This is a genomic window from Roseovarius ramblicola (assembly GCF_042430665.1).
In the GTDB taxonomy this organism is placed as follows: Bacteria; Pseudomonadota; Alphaproteobacteria; order Rhodobacterales; family Rhodobacteraceae; genus Roseovarius; species Roseovarius ramblicola.
Window position 1 is genome coordinate 83,782 of the sequence record NZ_JBHMEC010000026.1, and the last position, 15,909, is coordinate 99,690.

Below are 15,909 nucleotides of genomic sequence, written 5' to 3' on the forward strand. Positions count from 1 at the left end.
CGGGCGATTCTGCCAGAGCACCGGTCACCTGCGTGCGGCTTTCAGCCTGCAATGCGCATGGCCTGCCGCAGCGCCAGCGCGTGAATGGTCAGCGACGGGGCCTCGCCTCCGCCGGTGCCCGGAAACAGGCTGGCATCGGCGATCCACAGGTTGGGGTGGTCGTGGCTGCGGCCCCAGGCATCAGTGACCGAAGCGGCGCTGTCGCGGCCCATCCGCGCGGTACCGAAGACATGGGTCGCGGTGAACCGGTCCCAGGACCCGAATTCCTCGACCGGAGCCCCGGCCCCCGTCTCGCGCAGCAGCGACCGGGCCTTGCGCGCCATGTGGTGCAAAATCACGAGGCTGTTCCTGGTCAGCACCGAATGGATCACGGGCAACGGCAGTCCATCGGCATCGCTCTCCTCGGTCGAAAGTGTGATCCGGCTGCGTGCATCGGGCAGCACTGCCCCCGTCGCGCCCACAGTGATGGCCGAGCCGAACGCCTCGCGCAGCCGCGATTTGAGCGCGGTGCCATGGCCGGGCAGCAGCCGCGTGGCATAGGCGGCGGGACCGGTCAGCCCGGTCTCGTGCACCGCCGAGGTGTAGCGGCAGCCCCCCACCGCGCCCGGCACGGCCCCCGGCGCGTTCTCGGCCCAGCAGACGGCGTCGGCGGGCAGGCCCATATGGCTGTCGGCGAGTCCCGGCAGCAGCGCGGTCGAGTGCCACGAGAGGGTCTCCATGAAGTTGCGCCCGACCTCGCCCGAGCCGTTGGCCACACCCTCGGGCAGGTCGGCCCCGCCCGAGGCCAGCAACAGGCGCGGCGTCTGCACCGCGCCCGCGGCGAGGATCAGCACGGGTGTCTCCTGCCGGTGCGCCGCGCCCGCACGGTGATAGTGCACCGCCGCCACCCCTCCGGTCCGGGCCATCTCGATCCGCGTCACCCGCGCCTCGGGGATCAGGGTCAGGTTTCCCGTGGCCTCGGCTTGCCGCAGAAAGCTCACATCGGCCGAGCCCTTGTCGCCGATGGGGCAGCCCCGGCTGCACTGCCCGCAATAATTGCAGGCCGGGCGGTCGTCACGGGGCCGCGACAGCGCGGCGCGCGCATTGGCCACGAAGGGCAGGCCGATCCGCGCCCCGACCTCCGCCAGCCGCCGCGCGGCGGGGCTGAGCGGGTGGGCGGGTTGCGGGTAGGGCGCTGATCGCCAGCGCGCGCCCGCCTCGACTGGCCCGGCGACGCCGATCAGCGCCTCGGCCTGCGCGTAGAACGGCTCCAGATCGCCATAGCTCAGCGGCCAGTCGGCCCCGGCCCCGTGATCGCGCGCCTGCGAGAAGCTCTCGGGGTGCAGCCGGTGCGCCTCTCCCACGTAGTGCAGCGTGCTGCCGCCGACACCCAGCACATGGGCATAGCCCGACCGGCTCGGGACGCGGCGGGCGGGCAGGGGGGTGCGGCCCTCGACAGCGTTCCAGCTTTGAAGAGAGGCATCGCCGGGATCGAGGCCGCCGAGGTCGCCGTAGCGGATGCGCGCCCGGCTGCCCTTGGGGGCCGGGAAGGGGCGGCGCTCCCAGTCGGAGGTGTCGAGCGGATAGTCGCGGGCGGGCACGAAGCGCGGCCCGGCCTCGAGCAGCAGCACATGCAGACCGGCCCGCGTCAGCGCCCAGGCGGACGCCGCGCCGCCGGCACCCGATCCAACGATAACGGCATCAGCCCGCATCGCTCAGCCCCATGGCGGCGGATAACCCTCGGGCTGCGGCGCGGGGTTGAGCGGCAGGCCCGCCACCGTGTCGGCCCGCGCGTGGTAAAGCTCCATCGCGAATTGCCGCAGCACGAGGTAGAACCGCCCCGGCACCTGCGCGCGGTCCGCCTGCTCCATGTAGCGCAGCACGTTGTGGCGCGTGTCGGCTGGCAGATCGGCGAAGGCGCGCGCGTCCAGCCCGTCGAGCCACTCTGTGCCGAGCGCGATCAGCCGGTGAAAATCCGATCCCTCCGCCGCGTAGCCGAGCAGGTCCTCCCCGATCCCGAGACGGCTCGCCGCGGGGCCGAACGCGTCGGCGGGCAGCAGCGTGTCCAGAAACGCATCGAGCGCGCCGGTGCGCACCTCTTGGGACTTTGCGCCTGCAGGCAGCGCTCCGATCGCCACGAGACAGCTTGCCGCGAGTGCGGTCAGTGCCGCGCGACGTGAGGGAATGACGCCGGGCTGATCGGTCATCGGATGCCGACAGCGGGCCGCATGTCCGGGATCATTTGCCACCGGAATCCGGATCAAGGAGGCGTCATCTCATAGACCATCCCCCGCCGGTCGGGCGGGCCGTCGTCGAAATCGCCGTAGGAATGGGCCCCGGCATAACCGCCGAAACTGCCGTCAAAGCCGATGATGCCGCCGAAGTTGTAGTAATTTCCGATGGCCCCGAGCACGCCGTAGGGCTTTACGCCCAAGGGGCTGCCGTCGAGGCCGATCCCGAGCCCTGCCTCGGCGGCGATATCCTCGTCACCCAGAATCCCGGTGAGGCGCAGGCTCGGTGGCGCGCCGCGCCCGAGCAGGTCGAAATGCCCCGAGAGACGCGCACCGGTCACGTCGCCGCCCCGGTCCGTTTCGCGGTAGAGCACGCCAAGCACGCCCTCCAGCGTCGAGACGCGCCCGAAGGTCCAGTTGAGGCCGATATAGGCGGCGGTTTCATCCTCCTCGCTGTTGCCCTGCGGCAACAGCGGCGGCATCTGCGCATCGCCCGCGAGCGCCGACGTCCCGAAGAGCAGCGCGGCGAGAACGACAGGGGTGGCAAGGGGGCTTTTCATGGTCTGACCTCTGGTGTCCGAAATGCTGCTTCAGCATGCCGCGCGTGGCCGGTTTTGTCCAGAAGTAACGGGAATGTGAGAAGACAAAAATGGGCCCCGGGCGCGCACGCCCGGGGCCGGTTTCTCGTCAGGCTGACAGGGAAGAGGAGGGGTCAGCCCTTGGAGAATTCGGGATAGGCCTCCATGCCCAGCTCGGCCATGTCGAGTCCATTGATCTCTTCTTCCTCTCCGACACGGATGCCGATGACGGCTTTCAGGATGAACCACAGGATCAGGCTGGCCACGAAGGTGAACACACCGTAGGCGGCGATCCCCAGAAGCTGCGTGCCGAGGCTTGCGTCGCCATTGTAGAAGACCACGGCGATGGTGCCCCAGATACCGGCGCAGAGGTGCACCGGAATGGCCCCGACCACGTCGTCGATCCTGAGCTTGTCCAGCATCGGGACGGCGAACACCACGATCACGCCGCCCACGGCCCCGATCCACAGCGCGCCGAACAGCGTCGGTGCCAGCGGCTCGGCGGTGATCGACACGAGGCCGGCCAGCGCACCGTTGAGCACCATGGTCAGGTCCGGCTTCTTATACATCACCTGCGTGAGGATCAGCGCGGTCACGGCCCCGGCGGCAGCGGCCATGTTGGTGTTGGCGAAGATGCGGCTCACGTCCGAGACATCACCGACGGTGCCCATGGCAAGCTGCGAGCCGCCGTTGAAGCCGAACCAGCCGAGCCACAGGATGAACGTGCCCAGCGTGGCAAGTGCCAGATTCGAGCCGGGGATCGGGATGACCTTGCCGTCCTTGCCGTACTTGCCGATGCGCGGCCCCAGCACGATGGCACCGGCCAGCGCGGCCCAGCCACCCACCGAGTGCACGATGGTCGAGCCTGCGAAATCGGAGAAGCCCGCCTCGGACAGCCAGCCGCCGCCCCACTGCCAGGACCCCGAGATCGGGTAGAACACACCGGTCAGCACGACCACGAAGGCCAGGAACGGCCACAGCTTGATCCGCTCGGCCAGCGCACCCGACACGATCGAGGCGGTGGCGGCCACGAACACGAGCTGGAAGAAGAAGTCCGACCCGACCGAGGCATAGTCGAGCGCGGCATCGGCGGCGGCCACCCCCACCGGATCGAGCGTTGTCGGCACGAAAAAGCTGCCGACATAGCCGTTGAAGTCACCCGGATACATCAGGTTGAAGCCCATGAACCAGTACATGATGGCCGCGATCGAATAGAGACCGATGTTCTTGGTCATCTGCATGGTGACGTTCTTCGAGCGCACCAGCCCGCCCTCCAGCATGGCAAAGCCGCAGGCCATGAAGAACACGAGGAAGCCGGCCATGCAGAACAGCAGGGTCGTCATGATGTACGGGCCGATCTCGTCGAACCCCGGGGCCGCGGCATCCTGCGCCGTGGCCAGAGACGGCAACGCGATGAGCGCGGTTGCCGCAAGTCCCTTGTGCGTGAAACGTTTCATGTTCATTGTCCTTTCCCTCGCGCGCTCTTAAAGCGCGTCGTCGTTGGTCTCGCCCGTGCGCACGCGCAGGGCCTGCTGGATGTCGAGCACGAAGATCTTGCCGTCGCCGATCTTGCCGGTGCGCGCGGCCTTGGTGATCGTGTCCACGACCTGATCGGCCATGGCTGCCGACACGGCGACCTCGAGCTTTATCTTGGGCACGAAGTTCACGGCATATTCGGCCCCGCGATAGATTTCGGTATGCCCCGACTGCGCGCCGAAGCCCTTGATCTCGGTGACCATCATGCCGCGGACACCGATGCCGGTGAGTGCCTCGCGGACCTCCTCGAGCTTGAATGGTTTGATCGTTGCGATGATGAGTTTCACGTCTTCCCCTTTCGGTTGGCGCGCGTGATCCGTGCGCTTTGCAGGTGCAGAAAAATCGCTCGAACCCCGGTTGGGAAAGGGAAATGCGCGGTTTCGGGCACAGGTTCGCCCGGTAATTGTCTAAAGTTTAGGCAAAACCTCAGTATTGACTAATATGAGGGCACAAACAGAATGGGCGACCTGCGGGCCGGGGTCTCTACATCGCCGCGCAGCCGCGCTAGACTGCGCCCAACACGAAACGCGGCCGGGCAGGACGGGCATGGGCAAACCAGGACGACGCAAACCGCCGCTCGCGGCACCGAAACGCGCACGCACAGGCGGCGGCCGGGCCCGCAAAAGCACGCGCCGCACGGCCCGGAAGCGCTCGCGCAACCCGGTGGTGCGGCTGCTGCGGGCGGTGCTCGGGGCCGTCTGGCGGCTGATCTGGGGAATCGGCTGGCGCACCGGTGTTGCGAGCCTGATCATCACCGGGCTTGCCGTGGCGTATACCTACACCACGCTGCCCGCCTACCAGACCCTGATGGACGGGCGCGCGCGCGGGTCGGTGACGCTGCTTGACCGCGACGGCGAGGTGTTCGCCTGGCGTGGGCACCAGTTCGGCGGCATTGTCTCGGCCGATACCGTGAGCCCGCACCTGCGCGACGCCGTGATCGCCACCGAGGACCGCCGCTTTCACTACCATCCCGGCGTCGACCCCATCGGCATCGCCAGCGCCATCCGCATCAACCTGAGCGAGGGGCGCGGGCCGCTCTCGGGCAATGGCGGCTCGACCATCACGCAGCAGACCGCCAAGCTCCTGTGCTTTGGCGAGGAGTATGATGAGGCGCGCTGGGACAGCGAGGCCGATTATGTCTCGTACTGTCGGCGCAGTTCGCTCTGGCGCAAGGTGCGCGAGGCGGTCTTCGCGCTCGCGATGGAAGCGAAATACACCAAGGAGCAGATCCTCACGATCTATCTCAACCGCGCTTACCTCGGCGCCGGGGCCTACGGGGTCGAAGCCGCCGCGCAGCGCTATTTCGGAAAGTCGGCGGCCGGGCTTGACGCGGCGGAGGCCGCGATGATCGCGGGGCTTCTGACCGCGCCCTCGACGCTCGCGCCGACCGCCAATCTCGAACGCTCGCAGAACCGCGCCTCGGTGGTGATCGGACTGATGCGGCGGCAGGGCTACCTGAACGCCGCGGAGGCCGAGGCGGCGCTCGCCCGTCCCGCGCGCCTGTCGGAGGCGGCAGAGCAGCAGGCGGGCGGCTATTTCGCCGATTGGGTGATGGGGTCGGGCCCCGAGTTCCTCACCCGCGACACCACCGAGGATGTCGTCATCCGCACCACGCTCGATGCGCGCATCCAGCGCGCCGCCGAGGAGGCCATGACGAACGTGTTCGCCGACAAGGTGCGCGAGGGCTCCAAGGCGCAGGCGGCCATCGTGGTGATGTCGGCGGACGGGGCGGTGCGCGCGATGGTGGGCGGGCGCGACACCACCGCCATCGGCGCGTTCAACCGCGCGATCATGGCCAAGCGCCAGACCGGCTCGGCCTTCAAGCCCTTCGTCTATGCCACCGCGCTCGAGCTTGGCCTCGATCCCGGAACCGTGGTGGTGGACGAGCCCTATTGCCTGGAGATCCCCGGGTCCGGCCGCTGGTGCCCGGAGAACTATTCCCGCGACTACAAGGGCCGGGTGACGCTCACGCAGGCGCTGACGCACTCGATCAACATCCCTGCGGTCAAGGTCGCCATGCGCGTGGGTCTCGACAAGGTGCGCCGCGTGGCGGACGATTTCGGCATCGAGAGCGACCTCGCCGACGGCCCGGCGCTGGCGCTCGGTGCCTCCGAGAGCACGCTGCTGGAGATGACCGGCGCCTATGCGGGCATCCTCAACGGCGGGTCGTCGGTCACGCCCTTCGGCATGACCGACCTGCGGCTGATGGGCGAGGACACGCCACTGATGAACCGCGAGTCCGGCATTGGCGAGCGGGTGATCCGCGAGAGCGCGGCGCGCGACCTCGTTTACATGATGAGCCGCGTGGTCGAGGCGGGCACGGGGCAGCGCGCCCGCCTGCCGGGCCGCGAGGCGGCCGGCAAGACCGGCACCACGCAGGCCGCCCGCGACGCGTGGTTTCTGGGCTTCACCGCCGATTACGTGGCCGGCGTCTGGATGGGCTACGACGACAACACGCCCCTCACCGGTGTGACGGGCGGCGGCCTGCCCGCCGAAATCTGGCACGAGACGATGGCCCGCGTCCACGAGGGGCTGCCGGCCAGCCCCCTGCCGATGCAGCGTCCCGCCCCGCGCGATCCCCCGCCGGAGCCGTTGTCACGCCGCCGCGCGCCGGATCCGGGCGGCAACCCGATCGAGAACATCCTGCGCAGCCTGTTCGGCAATTAGGGCAGGGTGCGTCCGGTGGCGGGCATCCGCCTGTCGGTCACGCGACGACGGGCGTGTGCCCGCCCGGCCCGGTCCGGCGGAAACCGCCCCGTTCGCGCCGCCTATGCCTGCCCGAACGCGGCCCCGAAGGCCCCCCGGCAGAGCGCCGACAGTTCCGCCAGCGGTACCTCGGCGCGCCCGAGGCGCACGCTCTCGCCGGTAAAGCGTCCGACGCTGGCGAGCGGCACGCCGGCCCTTCCGGCGGCGATCATCAGTGCTTCGGCCTGGTCGAAATTGCAGGCAATGAGGTATCGGCCCTGATCCTCGCCGAAGAGCGTGCCCATATCGTCCGCGTCAAGCTGAACGCCGACGCCCGCCGCGTCGGCCATCTCGAAGGCGGCGAGCGCGAGCCCGCCATCGGAGAGGTCGGTGCAGGCCTTGATGAGCGCGTGGTTGTTGCGGATAAACTCGCCGTGGCGGCGCTCGGCCCCGAGATCGACCGGCGGCGCGTCACCCTCCACGCGGTTGAACACCTCCGCCAGGATCGCCGATTGCCCGAGATGCCCATGGGTTTTGCCCAGCACCAGCGCCACATGGCCGTCGCGCGCCTGACCGAGAATGGCGGTCTCGGGGTCGCGGATGAGGCCCACGGCCCCGATGGTGGGGGTGGGCAGGATCGCCGTGCCGTCGGTCTCGTTGTAGAGCGAGACATTGCCCGACACGATCGGCATATCGAGCGCCGCGACGGCCGCTCCGATGCCGCGCAGCGCGCCGACGAACTGGCCCATGATCTCCGGCTTTTCGGGGTTGCCGAAATTGAGGTTGTCGGTACTGGCAAGCGGCACGGCACCGACGGCGGTGAGGTTTCGATACGCCTCGGCCACCGCCTGTTTGCCGCCCTCCTCGGGGTTGGCGGCGACATAGCGGGGCGTGACATCGGAGGTAAAGGCCAGCATCTTTTGCGTGCCGTGTACCCGGATCACGCCCGCGCCGAGGCCCGGGGTGCGCACCGTGTCGGCCATCACCATGGTGTCGTATTGCTCGTAGACCCATTGCCGCGAACAGTAATTGACCGAGCCAAGCAGCGCCTTGAGCCCGTCGACAGGGTCGAGCGCCGGGACGCTGTCGGGGTCGAGTGGCGCGGGGCCCTCGGCCTCGGTGAAGGGGCGGTCGTATTCGGGCGCCGACGAGGCGAGCGTCGAGAGCGGCAGTTCGGCCTTCACGTCATTGCCGTGGAGGATCAGAAAGCGGTCCTCGGGAATCGTCTCGCCGACGATGGCGAAATCAAGATCCCATTTCTCGAACACGGCGCGGGCCTCGGCTTCCTTTTCCGGGCGCAGCACCATGAGCATCCGCTCCTGGCTTTCCGACAGCATCATCTCGTAGGCGGTCATGGCCTGCTCGCGCTGTGGCACGCGGTCGAGGTCGAGCCGGATGCCGAGGCGGCCCTTGTCGCCCATCTCCACCGCCGAGCAGGTGAGGCCCGCCGCCCCCATGTCCTGGATCGAGATGACGGCACCCGTGGCCATCAGCTCGAGCGTGGCCTCCATCAGACGCTTCTCGGTGAACGGGTCGCCCACCTGCACGGTGGGGCGTTTTTCCTCGATCGACTCGTCGAATTCGGCGCTGGCCATGGTCGCGCCGCCCACCCCGTCGCGGCCGGTCTTGGCCCCGAGATAGACCACCGGCATGCCGACGCCGGAGGCCGCCGAGTAGAAGATCGCGTCCGCGTCCGCGAGCCCGGCGGCAAAGGCGTTGACGAGGCAGTTGCCGTCATAGGCGGGATCGAAGCGCACTTCGCCGCCCACTGTCGGCACCCCGAAACAGTTGCCATAGCCGCCCACCCCCTCGACCACGCCATGCACGAGCTGGCGGGTCTTCGGGTGGTCGGGAGAGCCGAAGCTCAATGAGTTCATCGCCGCCACGGGCCGCGCGCCCATGGTGAAGACGTCGCGCAGGATACCGCCCACGCCGGTGGCGGCGCCCTGGTAGGGCTCGATATAGGAGGGGTGATTGTGGCTCTCCATCTTGAACACCACGGCCTGCCCGTCGCCGATATCGACGACGCCGGCGTTCTCGCCCGGCCCGCAGATCACCTGTGGCCCGGACGTGGGCAGGGTGCGCAGCCATTTCTTCGACGATTTGTAGGAGCAATGCTCGTTCCACATGGCCGAGAAGATGCCAAGTTCGGTGAAGGAAGGCACGCGGCCGAGGATTTCGAGGACGCGGTCGTATTCCTCGGGCCTGAGCCCGTGGGCGGCGATCAGGTCGGGCGTGATGTCGGGCTCTTGCATCGGCGTCTGGTCCCCCTCGGCTGGCGCTTTGCGCGCCTCTTTATGCGATCGGGGGGCCGGGGGAAAGGGGCAGAACCCGGCTGCCCGCAGGCAGCCGGGGGCGTCGGGCCGGTATGAAACGGCCCGACCGCGGTGTCGCGATGCCTAGTCGTTCAAGGTGGCGGCCCGGGCGTTGCCCGAGGCCTGCGCTTCGACATTCCTGCGCAATTCGGCGACAGTCATGGCGTTGACCAGCGTGTCCTCGCTTTCTGCCTTCAGACTTGCGGCCTCGAAGGCCAGCGTCTCGACGGACATGCCTGCCGACTCGTCAAGGGAAACAAGCGCTTGTACGCTACCGTCCGCGGGGTCGGTCCGGGCACCCTGGACCGTGCCGATCACCTGACCGTCGGCCGATACAACCGTCGCCCCGGTAATCTCCGCAGCGTCTTTCCCGGCCAGGCCGAGTGCGGTGCCGAGCCGGGCGCGCCCGCTTGTATCCGCGCCGACATCGCCGGAGCCGGAGCTGTCGCCGTCGATGCCGAGGTTCGCGGTTCCGCTTGTGCCGGCACTCACGCCCACATTGCCGTCTGTACTTCCGCCGACACCCACGCCTGCACTGCCGTCGGTGCCAACACCGACGCTTTGGGCATGGCCAATCGTGGCCAGTCCGGTGCTCAGCAGAAGGGCTGTTGCGATGGTCCGGAGTTTCATGGTGCGTCTCCTTTCGCTTTCCAGTGCATTTTCCGAGATCGCACCCCGGCGGAGTGCGCTCGTCGCCGTTCTGGCACTTCAAAGCTGGGAGCGCCTTTGGCTGCTCCCAAGACCGGCCGACGGACTGATCTTTCAGTTGGCAGAATCCCGCGAGAACAGCCCTCGCGCATCGGCGGTCAGTTGCCTGAGCGCCGGCCCGGGCGAAGGATCGGCGGGCTTTGGCTCGTGCTTTTCGGGCCAGATCAGGAAAATGCGGCCCGGCACGAGGCCGGGCCGCCGACGGGCCACTGGGTCAGGACAAAGTCGCCCTGCCCGCTGGTCGGATTACATGCGCAGCGCGGCAACGCGTTCCGCCACATCCTTGCGCAGGTCCTGGAGGGTCATCGCGTATTCCAGATCGCCGACCCTCTCGACACTGAGTGCGCTTGCCCGGAAGGCAAGACGGTCGGCCGCCAGACCGGCCTCTTGGCTGACATCGACATAGATAAGGTGGTCTGACCCTGCATTGCCCAGGGTGCCGGTCACCTCGCCGATGACATAATCATCCACCGAACTGAGCGTGGCCCCGTTCTCGGCCTCGACGAGGATGTTCTTGACGAGGGTCTTCTCGGCCTCGGTCAACTCCTTGCCCATGAGGTCAAGTTCGGACGGTGCAGTCGCTTCCACGTCGATATCGTTTGGAACCTCCGGGAGATCGGCATTTGCCTTGGGCAGATCGCCCACGTGGGTTCCGATATCGGGATCGTCGATCCGCTGCGCGGAGTCCTGTGCAAACGCCGCCGGTGCGGCGACGGCAGCGGCGCTGGTCAGGGCCGTGGCGAGTGCGATGTAGCGTAAGGTCATTCGCTCCTCCTTTTCTGCAGGGCTTCTCCTGCCGCTTTCGAGGGCGCGGTCTGCGCCCTTTCACGCAATTGAGGTGGGAATTCGGGTGATCCGTGTCAGGGGGGCGGTGTAAGAATTCGTATATTTTGCAATATGTTGCCGATATGTCGAGAGCCTTTCAGCGTCGGAATGCCGACGACCCGGCGTCAAGCGGCGGTTTCGCCGGATCGTGACCGGGAAAGGGGTTGAAGGATTGATTTCGCACCCGGGTTTGGCTCAGATGCGCGAAACATGAAAAGGGGCGGCCATGGATATTCTGGAAAACTCGCTGCGTGGCAAGGGCATGGACGAGCGTGTCCTGGCGGAAGCGCCGTGGCCGAGCGTCGATGTGGCGGCGGTGCAGGGGCTTCTCGCGCGCTGTCCGGCGGCGGCAGAGACACCGCTGGTGGCGGTGCCGGGATTGGGCCCGGACCTGTGGGTCAAGGACGAGCGCGGGCGCATGGGGCTGGGCAGCTTCAAGGCACTGGGGGCGGCCTATGTGATCGCCTGCGATGCCGCGGCCACCGGAGTGGAGGACATGGGCCGGGCGCTGGAGGGGCGCTGTTACGTGACCGCGAGCGCGGGCAATCACGGGCTGTCGGTGGCGGCGGGCGCGCGCGTCTTCGGCGCGCGGGCGGTGGTGTACCTGGCCGACACTGTGCCCGAGAGCTTTGCCGCGCGGCTGCGCGACAAGGGCGCGGAGGTGGTGCGCGCAGGGGATGACTATGCCGCGAGCATGGCGGCGGCGGAGCGCGCCGCGGAGGCGGGCGAGGGCACGCTTCTGTCGGACAGCTCGTGGCCGGGATACATGGCGCTGCCGCACCGGCTGATGGAGGGATACCTCGCGATGGCCGCCGAGATAACCGCGCAGGCCGCTTCCCCGTTCGATGTGATCGCGCTTCAGGCCGGGGTCGGCGGGCTGGCGGGGGCGGTCGCCGCGCATGTCCGGGCGGTCTGGGGGGATGGCCCGCGCATCGTGGTGGTCGAGCCCGCCAATGCCCCGGCGCTGATCGACAGTATCCGCGCCGGGCGGCCGGTCGAGACGTCGGGGCCGGTCTCGAACATGGGACGGCTGGATTGCAAGGTGCCGTCGCTCATTGCCCTCAAGGGGCTGGCGCGGGATGCCGATGCCTTTGCCACCGTGACCGAGGCGGAGGCGGCGGATGTGCTGCCCGCGCTGGCCGGACGGGGCATGGCGACGACGGAATCGGGGGCGGCGGGGGTGGCTGCGCTGCGGGCGATGGGGCTGGGGCCGGAGACGCGGGCGCTGGCCGTCATCAGCGAGGAGCCCGGGACGTGAGCGGCTTTGCCGAGGCGGAATATCGCGCCCGGCTGGCGCGGGCGCAGGCGCGCATGGCAGAGGCGGGGCTGGGGGCGCTTTTGCTGACCACCGAGCCGGAGTTCCGCTATTTCAGCGGCTTTCTCACCCGCTTCTGGGAGAGCCCGAGCCGCGAGTGGTATCTGGTGATCCCCGCTTCAGGCGATCCGGTGGCGGTGATCCCCGCGATCGGGGCGGCGCTGATGGCGGGCACATGGGTGGCCGACATCCGCACCTGGCCTGCGCCGGCGGGCGATGGCGTGCCGCTCCTGGCCGAGGCGCTGCGAGAGACAGGCGGGCCTGTGGGGGTGCCCTCGGGGCCGGAGAGTCACCTGCGGATGCCGCTCGGGGATTTCGCGCGGCTGAAGGAAAGCGCCGGGCTGGACATCACCGATGATCGCGGCCTCGTCGCGGCGCTGCGCGCGGTGAAATCGGATGCCGAGATCGACCGCATCGCGCACGCCTGCGCCGTGGCCGGCCGGGCCTTTGGCCGGGTGAGCGAGATCACCGGGCCGGGCGTACCGCTCGACGCCGTGTTTCGCGATTTTCAGCGGCTGCTGCTGGAGGAGGGGGCGGATTTCGTGCCTTACCTTGCGGGCGGCGCGGGGCCGGAGGGCTACGCGGACGTGATATCTCCTGCCGGAGCACAGCCGCTCACGCCCGGTGACGTGCTGATGCTCGATACCGGCGCGGTGTGCGACGGTTATTTCTGCGATTTCGACCGCAATTTCGCGATTGCCCGGGCCGGTGACGCGCAGCGCGCCGCCCATGCGCGGCTGATCGAGGCCACGCAGGCGGGGCTGGCGGCGGCGCGGCCCGGCGCGCGGGCCTGCGATGTGTGGCGCGCGATGGCGGATATCGTGGGCGCGGATGACGGGCGGCTTGGCCATGGGGTGGGGATGCAACTGACCGAGGGGCTTTCTCTGAGGGCGGGTGACGAAAGCGTGCTGCTGCCCGGCATGGTCATAACGCTGGAGCCGGTGATCGCCACCGCGCCGGGGCGGATCATGGTGCACGAGGAGGTGATCGCGATCACCGGGGACGCGCCCCGCGCCCTGTCGCCGCTGGCGGGGCCGGACCTGCCGGTGATCGGCGGCTGAGGCAACGTCAGTCGCGCAGGTAGCGTTCGAGCACGATGGCGGGCATGGCCCCGCGCAACAGCTTGTCGGGCAGGACGTAGGACGGGGCCGTGTCGAGCCCGAGGTCGCGGGCGAGGCCCGCGTCGCGGCCCATGTCGAACAGCGCGGCACGAAATCCCATGCGCGCGGCGAGCGCCGCCAGTTCGGCCCGTGCGGCCGCGCAGGGGGCGCAATCCGCGCGGCTGAACAGGGCGATCCGCGTGGGGGCACCCGCCGGGCCGAGCCCGGGCCGGTCGGGATCGAAGAGGCGCGGGGCGAGGCGATCGAGCAGGGCGAGATCGCGGGCAATGTCGTCGGCGTAAGGGGCGGTCGGCGCGCGCGGCGTGTCCCTGAACCCGGACAGAAGCCCCGGCGAGGCGATCATCGCGGCACGGATCGCCTCGCCCAGCGGGCTGCGCGACATCTGCGGCCCCTTCTGGGCTCTTGCGGCGGTGACGAACGTGACGGCGGTGACTGCGGCCGTCACTGCCAGCGTCGCCGCGCTCAGCCGGTGTCGCATGGCCTATTGCGCGCGGAGTTCGTTGGCGATCCGCTGCATCGCGTCCTGCGGGACGAAACCGCGCAGCATCTGGTCGTCCATCACGAAGGTGGGCGTGCCGCTGACCCGCAGGCGCCGCCCGAGCGCGTGGTTGGCGGCGATCACCTCGGTGACGGCGTCGCTGTCCATCTCGTCGATGATGGCGTTCGCATCAAGCCCGAGAGCATCGGCGAGGCGGCTGAACCCGGTCTCGTTCATGGTACCGTTATAGGCCATGAGCGCGTCGTGCACGGATTTGTACGCGTCGTCGCCCGCCACGCGCCTGGTTGCGATGGCAAAGCGCGCGGCGGCGACCGATTCTTCGCCCAGGACCGGGAACTCCTTGAGCACGAGGCGGATGTTGCCGTCCTCCTCGACAAGGCTGTTCACGTCATCGAACGCGCGCCGACAATAGCCGCACTTGTAATCCATGAACTCGACCAGCGTTACGTCGCCCTCGGGGTTGCCGCCGGTCCAGTCATGGGGCGCGTCGAACAGCGCCTCGGAATTGGCGCGCACGAGTTGCACGTCGGCCTCGGCCTGGGTGGCGGCCTGACGTCGCTCCAGCACGGAGACCGCTTCCATGATGATTTCCGGGTTCTCGAGCAGGTAGCTGCGGATCTCCTCGTGCAGGAGCGCGCGGTCCGAGGCGCTGAGATTGTCGAGGTCGAGCGCCTGTGCGGGCGGGGCGACGCCAAGGCACACGAGGCAGAACAGGACGGCGGTCAGGAGACGGTTGGTCAGGGTCACAGCGTCATTTTCTCCGTTACTCTGCGGCGTCTGCCGCGGCAAGAATGTCTTGTGCGCGGCGCCAGCCCGGCGAGCCCCGGGGCAACAGGCCGCTGGCGCGTTCCGCATGTATCCTAGCATCTTTGAGCCGGCCCGCCATCGCATAACGCTCGGCGGTGAGCACCGAGGCCATGCCGCGATTGCCCATCCGCGCCTCTGCCTGGGCGAGATCGCGCAGCACGCGGATGTCGCGCCCATCGCGCGAGCGCGCCTGCTCGAGGCGACGGGCCGCCTGCTGCACCTGTCCGTCGGCCAGCAGCGCCCGCCCGTAGGCACCGAGGATCAGCGCGTTGCGGGGCTTGAGTTCGGCGGCGCGCCCGTAGGCGGCGACGGCCGCCTTGATCCTGCGGCTTTCCATCAGGATCTGGCCGCGCAATTCGTGCAGGTAGGCATCATCCGAACGCCGCGCGATGGCCGCGTCGATCGCGGGCAGCGCGCGGCCCAGGTCCGACCGGCGGTGGTGGGCCACCGCCTCGCGCATCAGACGGACATCCTCGAATCCCGATTCGCCGACGCGCGCCAGCGTCCATTTCGGCGAGCGCTGGAAGGCCGAGAGCTTACCCTTGGTGCGTGCGAACCAATACTCGGCATCGGGGTCGGGTGCGGGCGTGCCCGATCGCGCCTCGGCCAGCGCCCGTACCCGGCGAAAGCGGTCGCGCGAGAGCGGATGGGTGCGCGCGTAGGCGTCCTGCCGCGTGAGTGATAGCGATTCCTGCCCGCGAAAAAGGTTCATCACCTGGACCGCACCGTCGAGGTCGACACCAGCGGAGTGCATGTAGCGAATGCCGCTGGTGTCGGCTGCGTTCTCCTCGGCGCGGGTATGGGAAAAGAAGCTGCGCATCGCCGCGCCCTGTATTCCCGCCGCCGCCCCGGCGGCAAACTCGCCACTGCCCGCCGCGGCCCCCGCGATCCCCGCGAGCACGGTACCGAGCGTGGCGGCGGTGCGGGCGTTGCGCATGTTGATCGGGCGGCGCATCAGGTGCCCGTTGGTGATATGTGCGGCCTCGTGGGCGATGACAGATTGCAGCATCGCCGGGTTGTCCATCCGCAGAATCAGCCCGGAATGCAGGAAGATCGAATTGGCGTCGACGACGAAAGCGTTGAGACTGGGGGCGTCGATCACCAGGATATCCACCCGATCTGCGCTGAGCCCGGCGGCGCGCAGCACCGGCTCGGCCAGTTGCCGCAGCCCGTGCTCGATATCGGGATCGCGCAGCAGGGTGATGGCGCGCGCAGGGGCGGCCAGCGTGATGGCCAGCACCAGCAGGCCCGCGAAAATCCGTATTGGCTGCATTGACCTTGCCCGTCTTTCCCAGTGAAACGGAGACCTG

Annotated in this window: 14 protein-coding genes; 3 read left to right on the forward strand and 11 right to left on the reverse strand. The window is 68.8% G+C overall.

Going from position 1 to position 15,909, the window contains the following annotated elements:
• Positions 1-41: 41 nt before the first annotated feature.
• The 5 genes from ACFFU4_RS15245 to ACFFU4_RS15265 all read right to left on the reverse strand — a co-directional run bounded on the left by ACFFU4_RS15245 (position 42) and on the right by ACFFU4_RS15265 (position 4,611).
• Positions 42-1,691 (reverse strand): GMC family oxidoreductase, encoded by a 1,650-nt coding sequence (locus ACFFU4_RS15245; protein WP_377070672.1) that lies wholly within the window; start codon positions 1,689-1,691, stop codon positions 42-44.
• A 3-nt stretch (positions 1,692-1,694) separates the two neighbouring features.
• Positions 1,695-2,186 (reverse strand): hypothetical protein, encoded by a 492-nt coding sequence (locus tag ACFFU4_RS15250; protein WP_377070673.1) that lies wholly within the window; start codon positions 2,184-2,186, stop codon positions 1,695-1,697.
• A 53-nt stretch (positions 2,187-2,239) separates the two neighbouring features.
• Positions 2,240-2,770, reverse strand: a complete 531-nt coding sequence (locus ACFFU4_RS15255; RefSeq protein WP_377070674.1) for a hypothetical protein — start codon at positions 2,768-2,770, stop codon at positions 2,240-2,242.
• Between the two features lie 152 nt (positions 2,771-2,922).
• Positions 2,923-4,251 carry an ammonium transporter AmtB gene (amtB, locus tag ACFFU4_RS15260; RefSeq protein ID WP_377070675.1) on the reverse strand — a complete coding sequence of 443 codons (1,329 nt, stop codon included), beginning with the start codon at positions 4,249-4,251 and terminating at the stop codon, positions 2,923-2,925.
• A 21-nt stretch (positions 4,252-4,272) separates the two neighbouring features.
• Positions 4,273-4,611, reverse strand: coding sequence for a P-II family nitrogen regulator (locus ACFFU4_RS15265; protein WP_377070676.1), 339 nt, complete (start codon positions 4,609-4,611; stop codon positions 4,273-4,275).
• 259 nt (positions 4,612-4,870) lie between these two features.
• Between ACFFU4_RS15265 and ACFFU4_RS15270 the strand changes: the two genes are divergently transcribed.
• Positions 4,871-6,991, forward strand: coding sequence for a transglycosylase domain-containing protein (locus tag ACFFU4_RS15270; RefSeq protein WP_377070677.1), 2,121 nt, complete (start codon positions 4,871-4,873; stop codon positions 6,989-6,991).
• Positions 6,992-7,092: 101 nt separating this feature from the next.
• Here the strand turns inward: ACFFU4_RS15270 and purL are convergent, their stop codons facing one another.
• From purL to ACFFU4_RS15285, 3 genes are all read right to left on the reverse strand, one after another.
• Positions 7,093-9,264, reverse strand: coding sequence for a phosphoribosylformylglycinamidine synthase subunit PurL (gene purL, locus ACFFU4_RS15275; RefSeq protein WP_377070678.1), 2,172 nt, complete (start codon positions 9,262-9,264; stop codon positions 7,093-7,095).
• A 144-nt stretch (positions 9,265-9,408) separates the two neighbouring features.
• On the reverse strand, positions 9,409-9,954 hold the full coding sequence (locus ACFFU4_RS15280) for a hypothetical protein (RefSeq protein WP_377070679.1): 546 nt from the start codon (positions 9,952-9,954) through the stop codon (positions 9,409-9,411).
• Positions 9,955-10,278: 324 nt separating this feature from the next.
• A complete protein-coding gene (locus ACFFU4_RS15285) occupies positions 10,279-10,797 on the reverse strand; it encodes a phosphoribosylglycinamide synthetase (RefSeq protein ID WP_377070680.1) in 519 nt (172 codons plus the stop codon).
• Between the two features lie 286 nt (positions 10,798-11,083).
• On the opposite strand from ACFFU4_RS15285, the gene ACFFU4_RS15290 reads away from it, so the two are divergent.
• Together ACFFU4_RS15290 and ACFFU4_RS15295 are read left to right on the forward strand one after the other, a co-directional pair.
• On the forward strand, positions 11,084-12,115 hold the full coding sequence (locus ACFFU4_RS15290) for a pyridoxal-phosphate dependent enzyme (protein ID WP_377070681.1): 1,032 nt from the start codon (positions 11,084-11,086) through the stop codon (positions 12,113-12,115).
• Positions 12,112-13,233 (forward strand): M24 family metallopeptidase, encoded by a 1,122-nt coding sequence (locus tag ACFFU4_RS15295; protein WP_377070682.1) that lies wholly within the window; start codon positions 12,112-12,114, stop codon positions 13,231-13,233. Before ACFFU4_RS15290 ends, ACFFU4_RS15295 begins: the two co-directional genes overlap by 4 nt.
• A 7-nt stretch (positions 13,234-13,240) precedes the next feature.
• Here ACFFU4_RS15295 and ACFFU4_RS15300 read toward each other — a convergent pair whose 3' ends face one another.
• Genes ACFFU4_RS15300 through ACFFU4_RS15310 form a run of 3 tightly spaced genes read right to left on the reverse strand, consistent with a single transcriptional unit; the run spans position 13,241 to position 15,872 of the window.
• Entirely contained in the window at positions 13,241-13,771 is a 531-nt protein-coding gene (locus ACFFU4_RS15300; protein ID WP_377070684.1) for a hypothetical protein, read from the reverse strand.
• A gap of 3 nt (positions 13,772-13,774) precedes the next feature.
• Positions 13,775-14,539 (reverse strand): DsbA family protein, encoded by a 765-nt coding sequence (locus tag ACFFU4_RS15305; RefSeq protein WP_377070685.1) that lies wholly within the window; start codon positions 14,537-14,539, stop codon positions 13,775-13,777.
• 16 nt (positions 14,540-14,555) lie between these two features.
• The gene (locus tag ACFFU4_RS15310; RefSeq protein WP_377070686.1) at positions 14,556-15,872 is read right to left on the reverse strand and encodes a M48 family metalloprotease; all 1,317 of its coding nucleotides are present in this window, start codon (positions 15,870-15,872) and stop codon (positions 14,556-14,558) included.
• Positions 15,873-15,909: the final 37 nt, after the last annotated feature.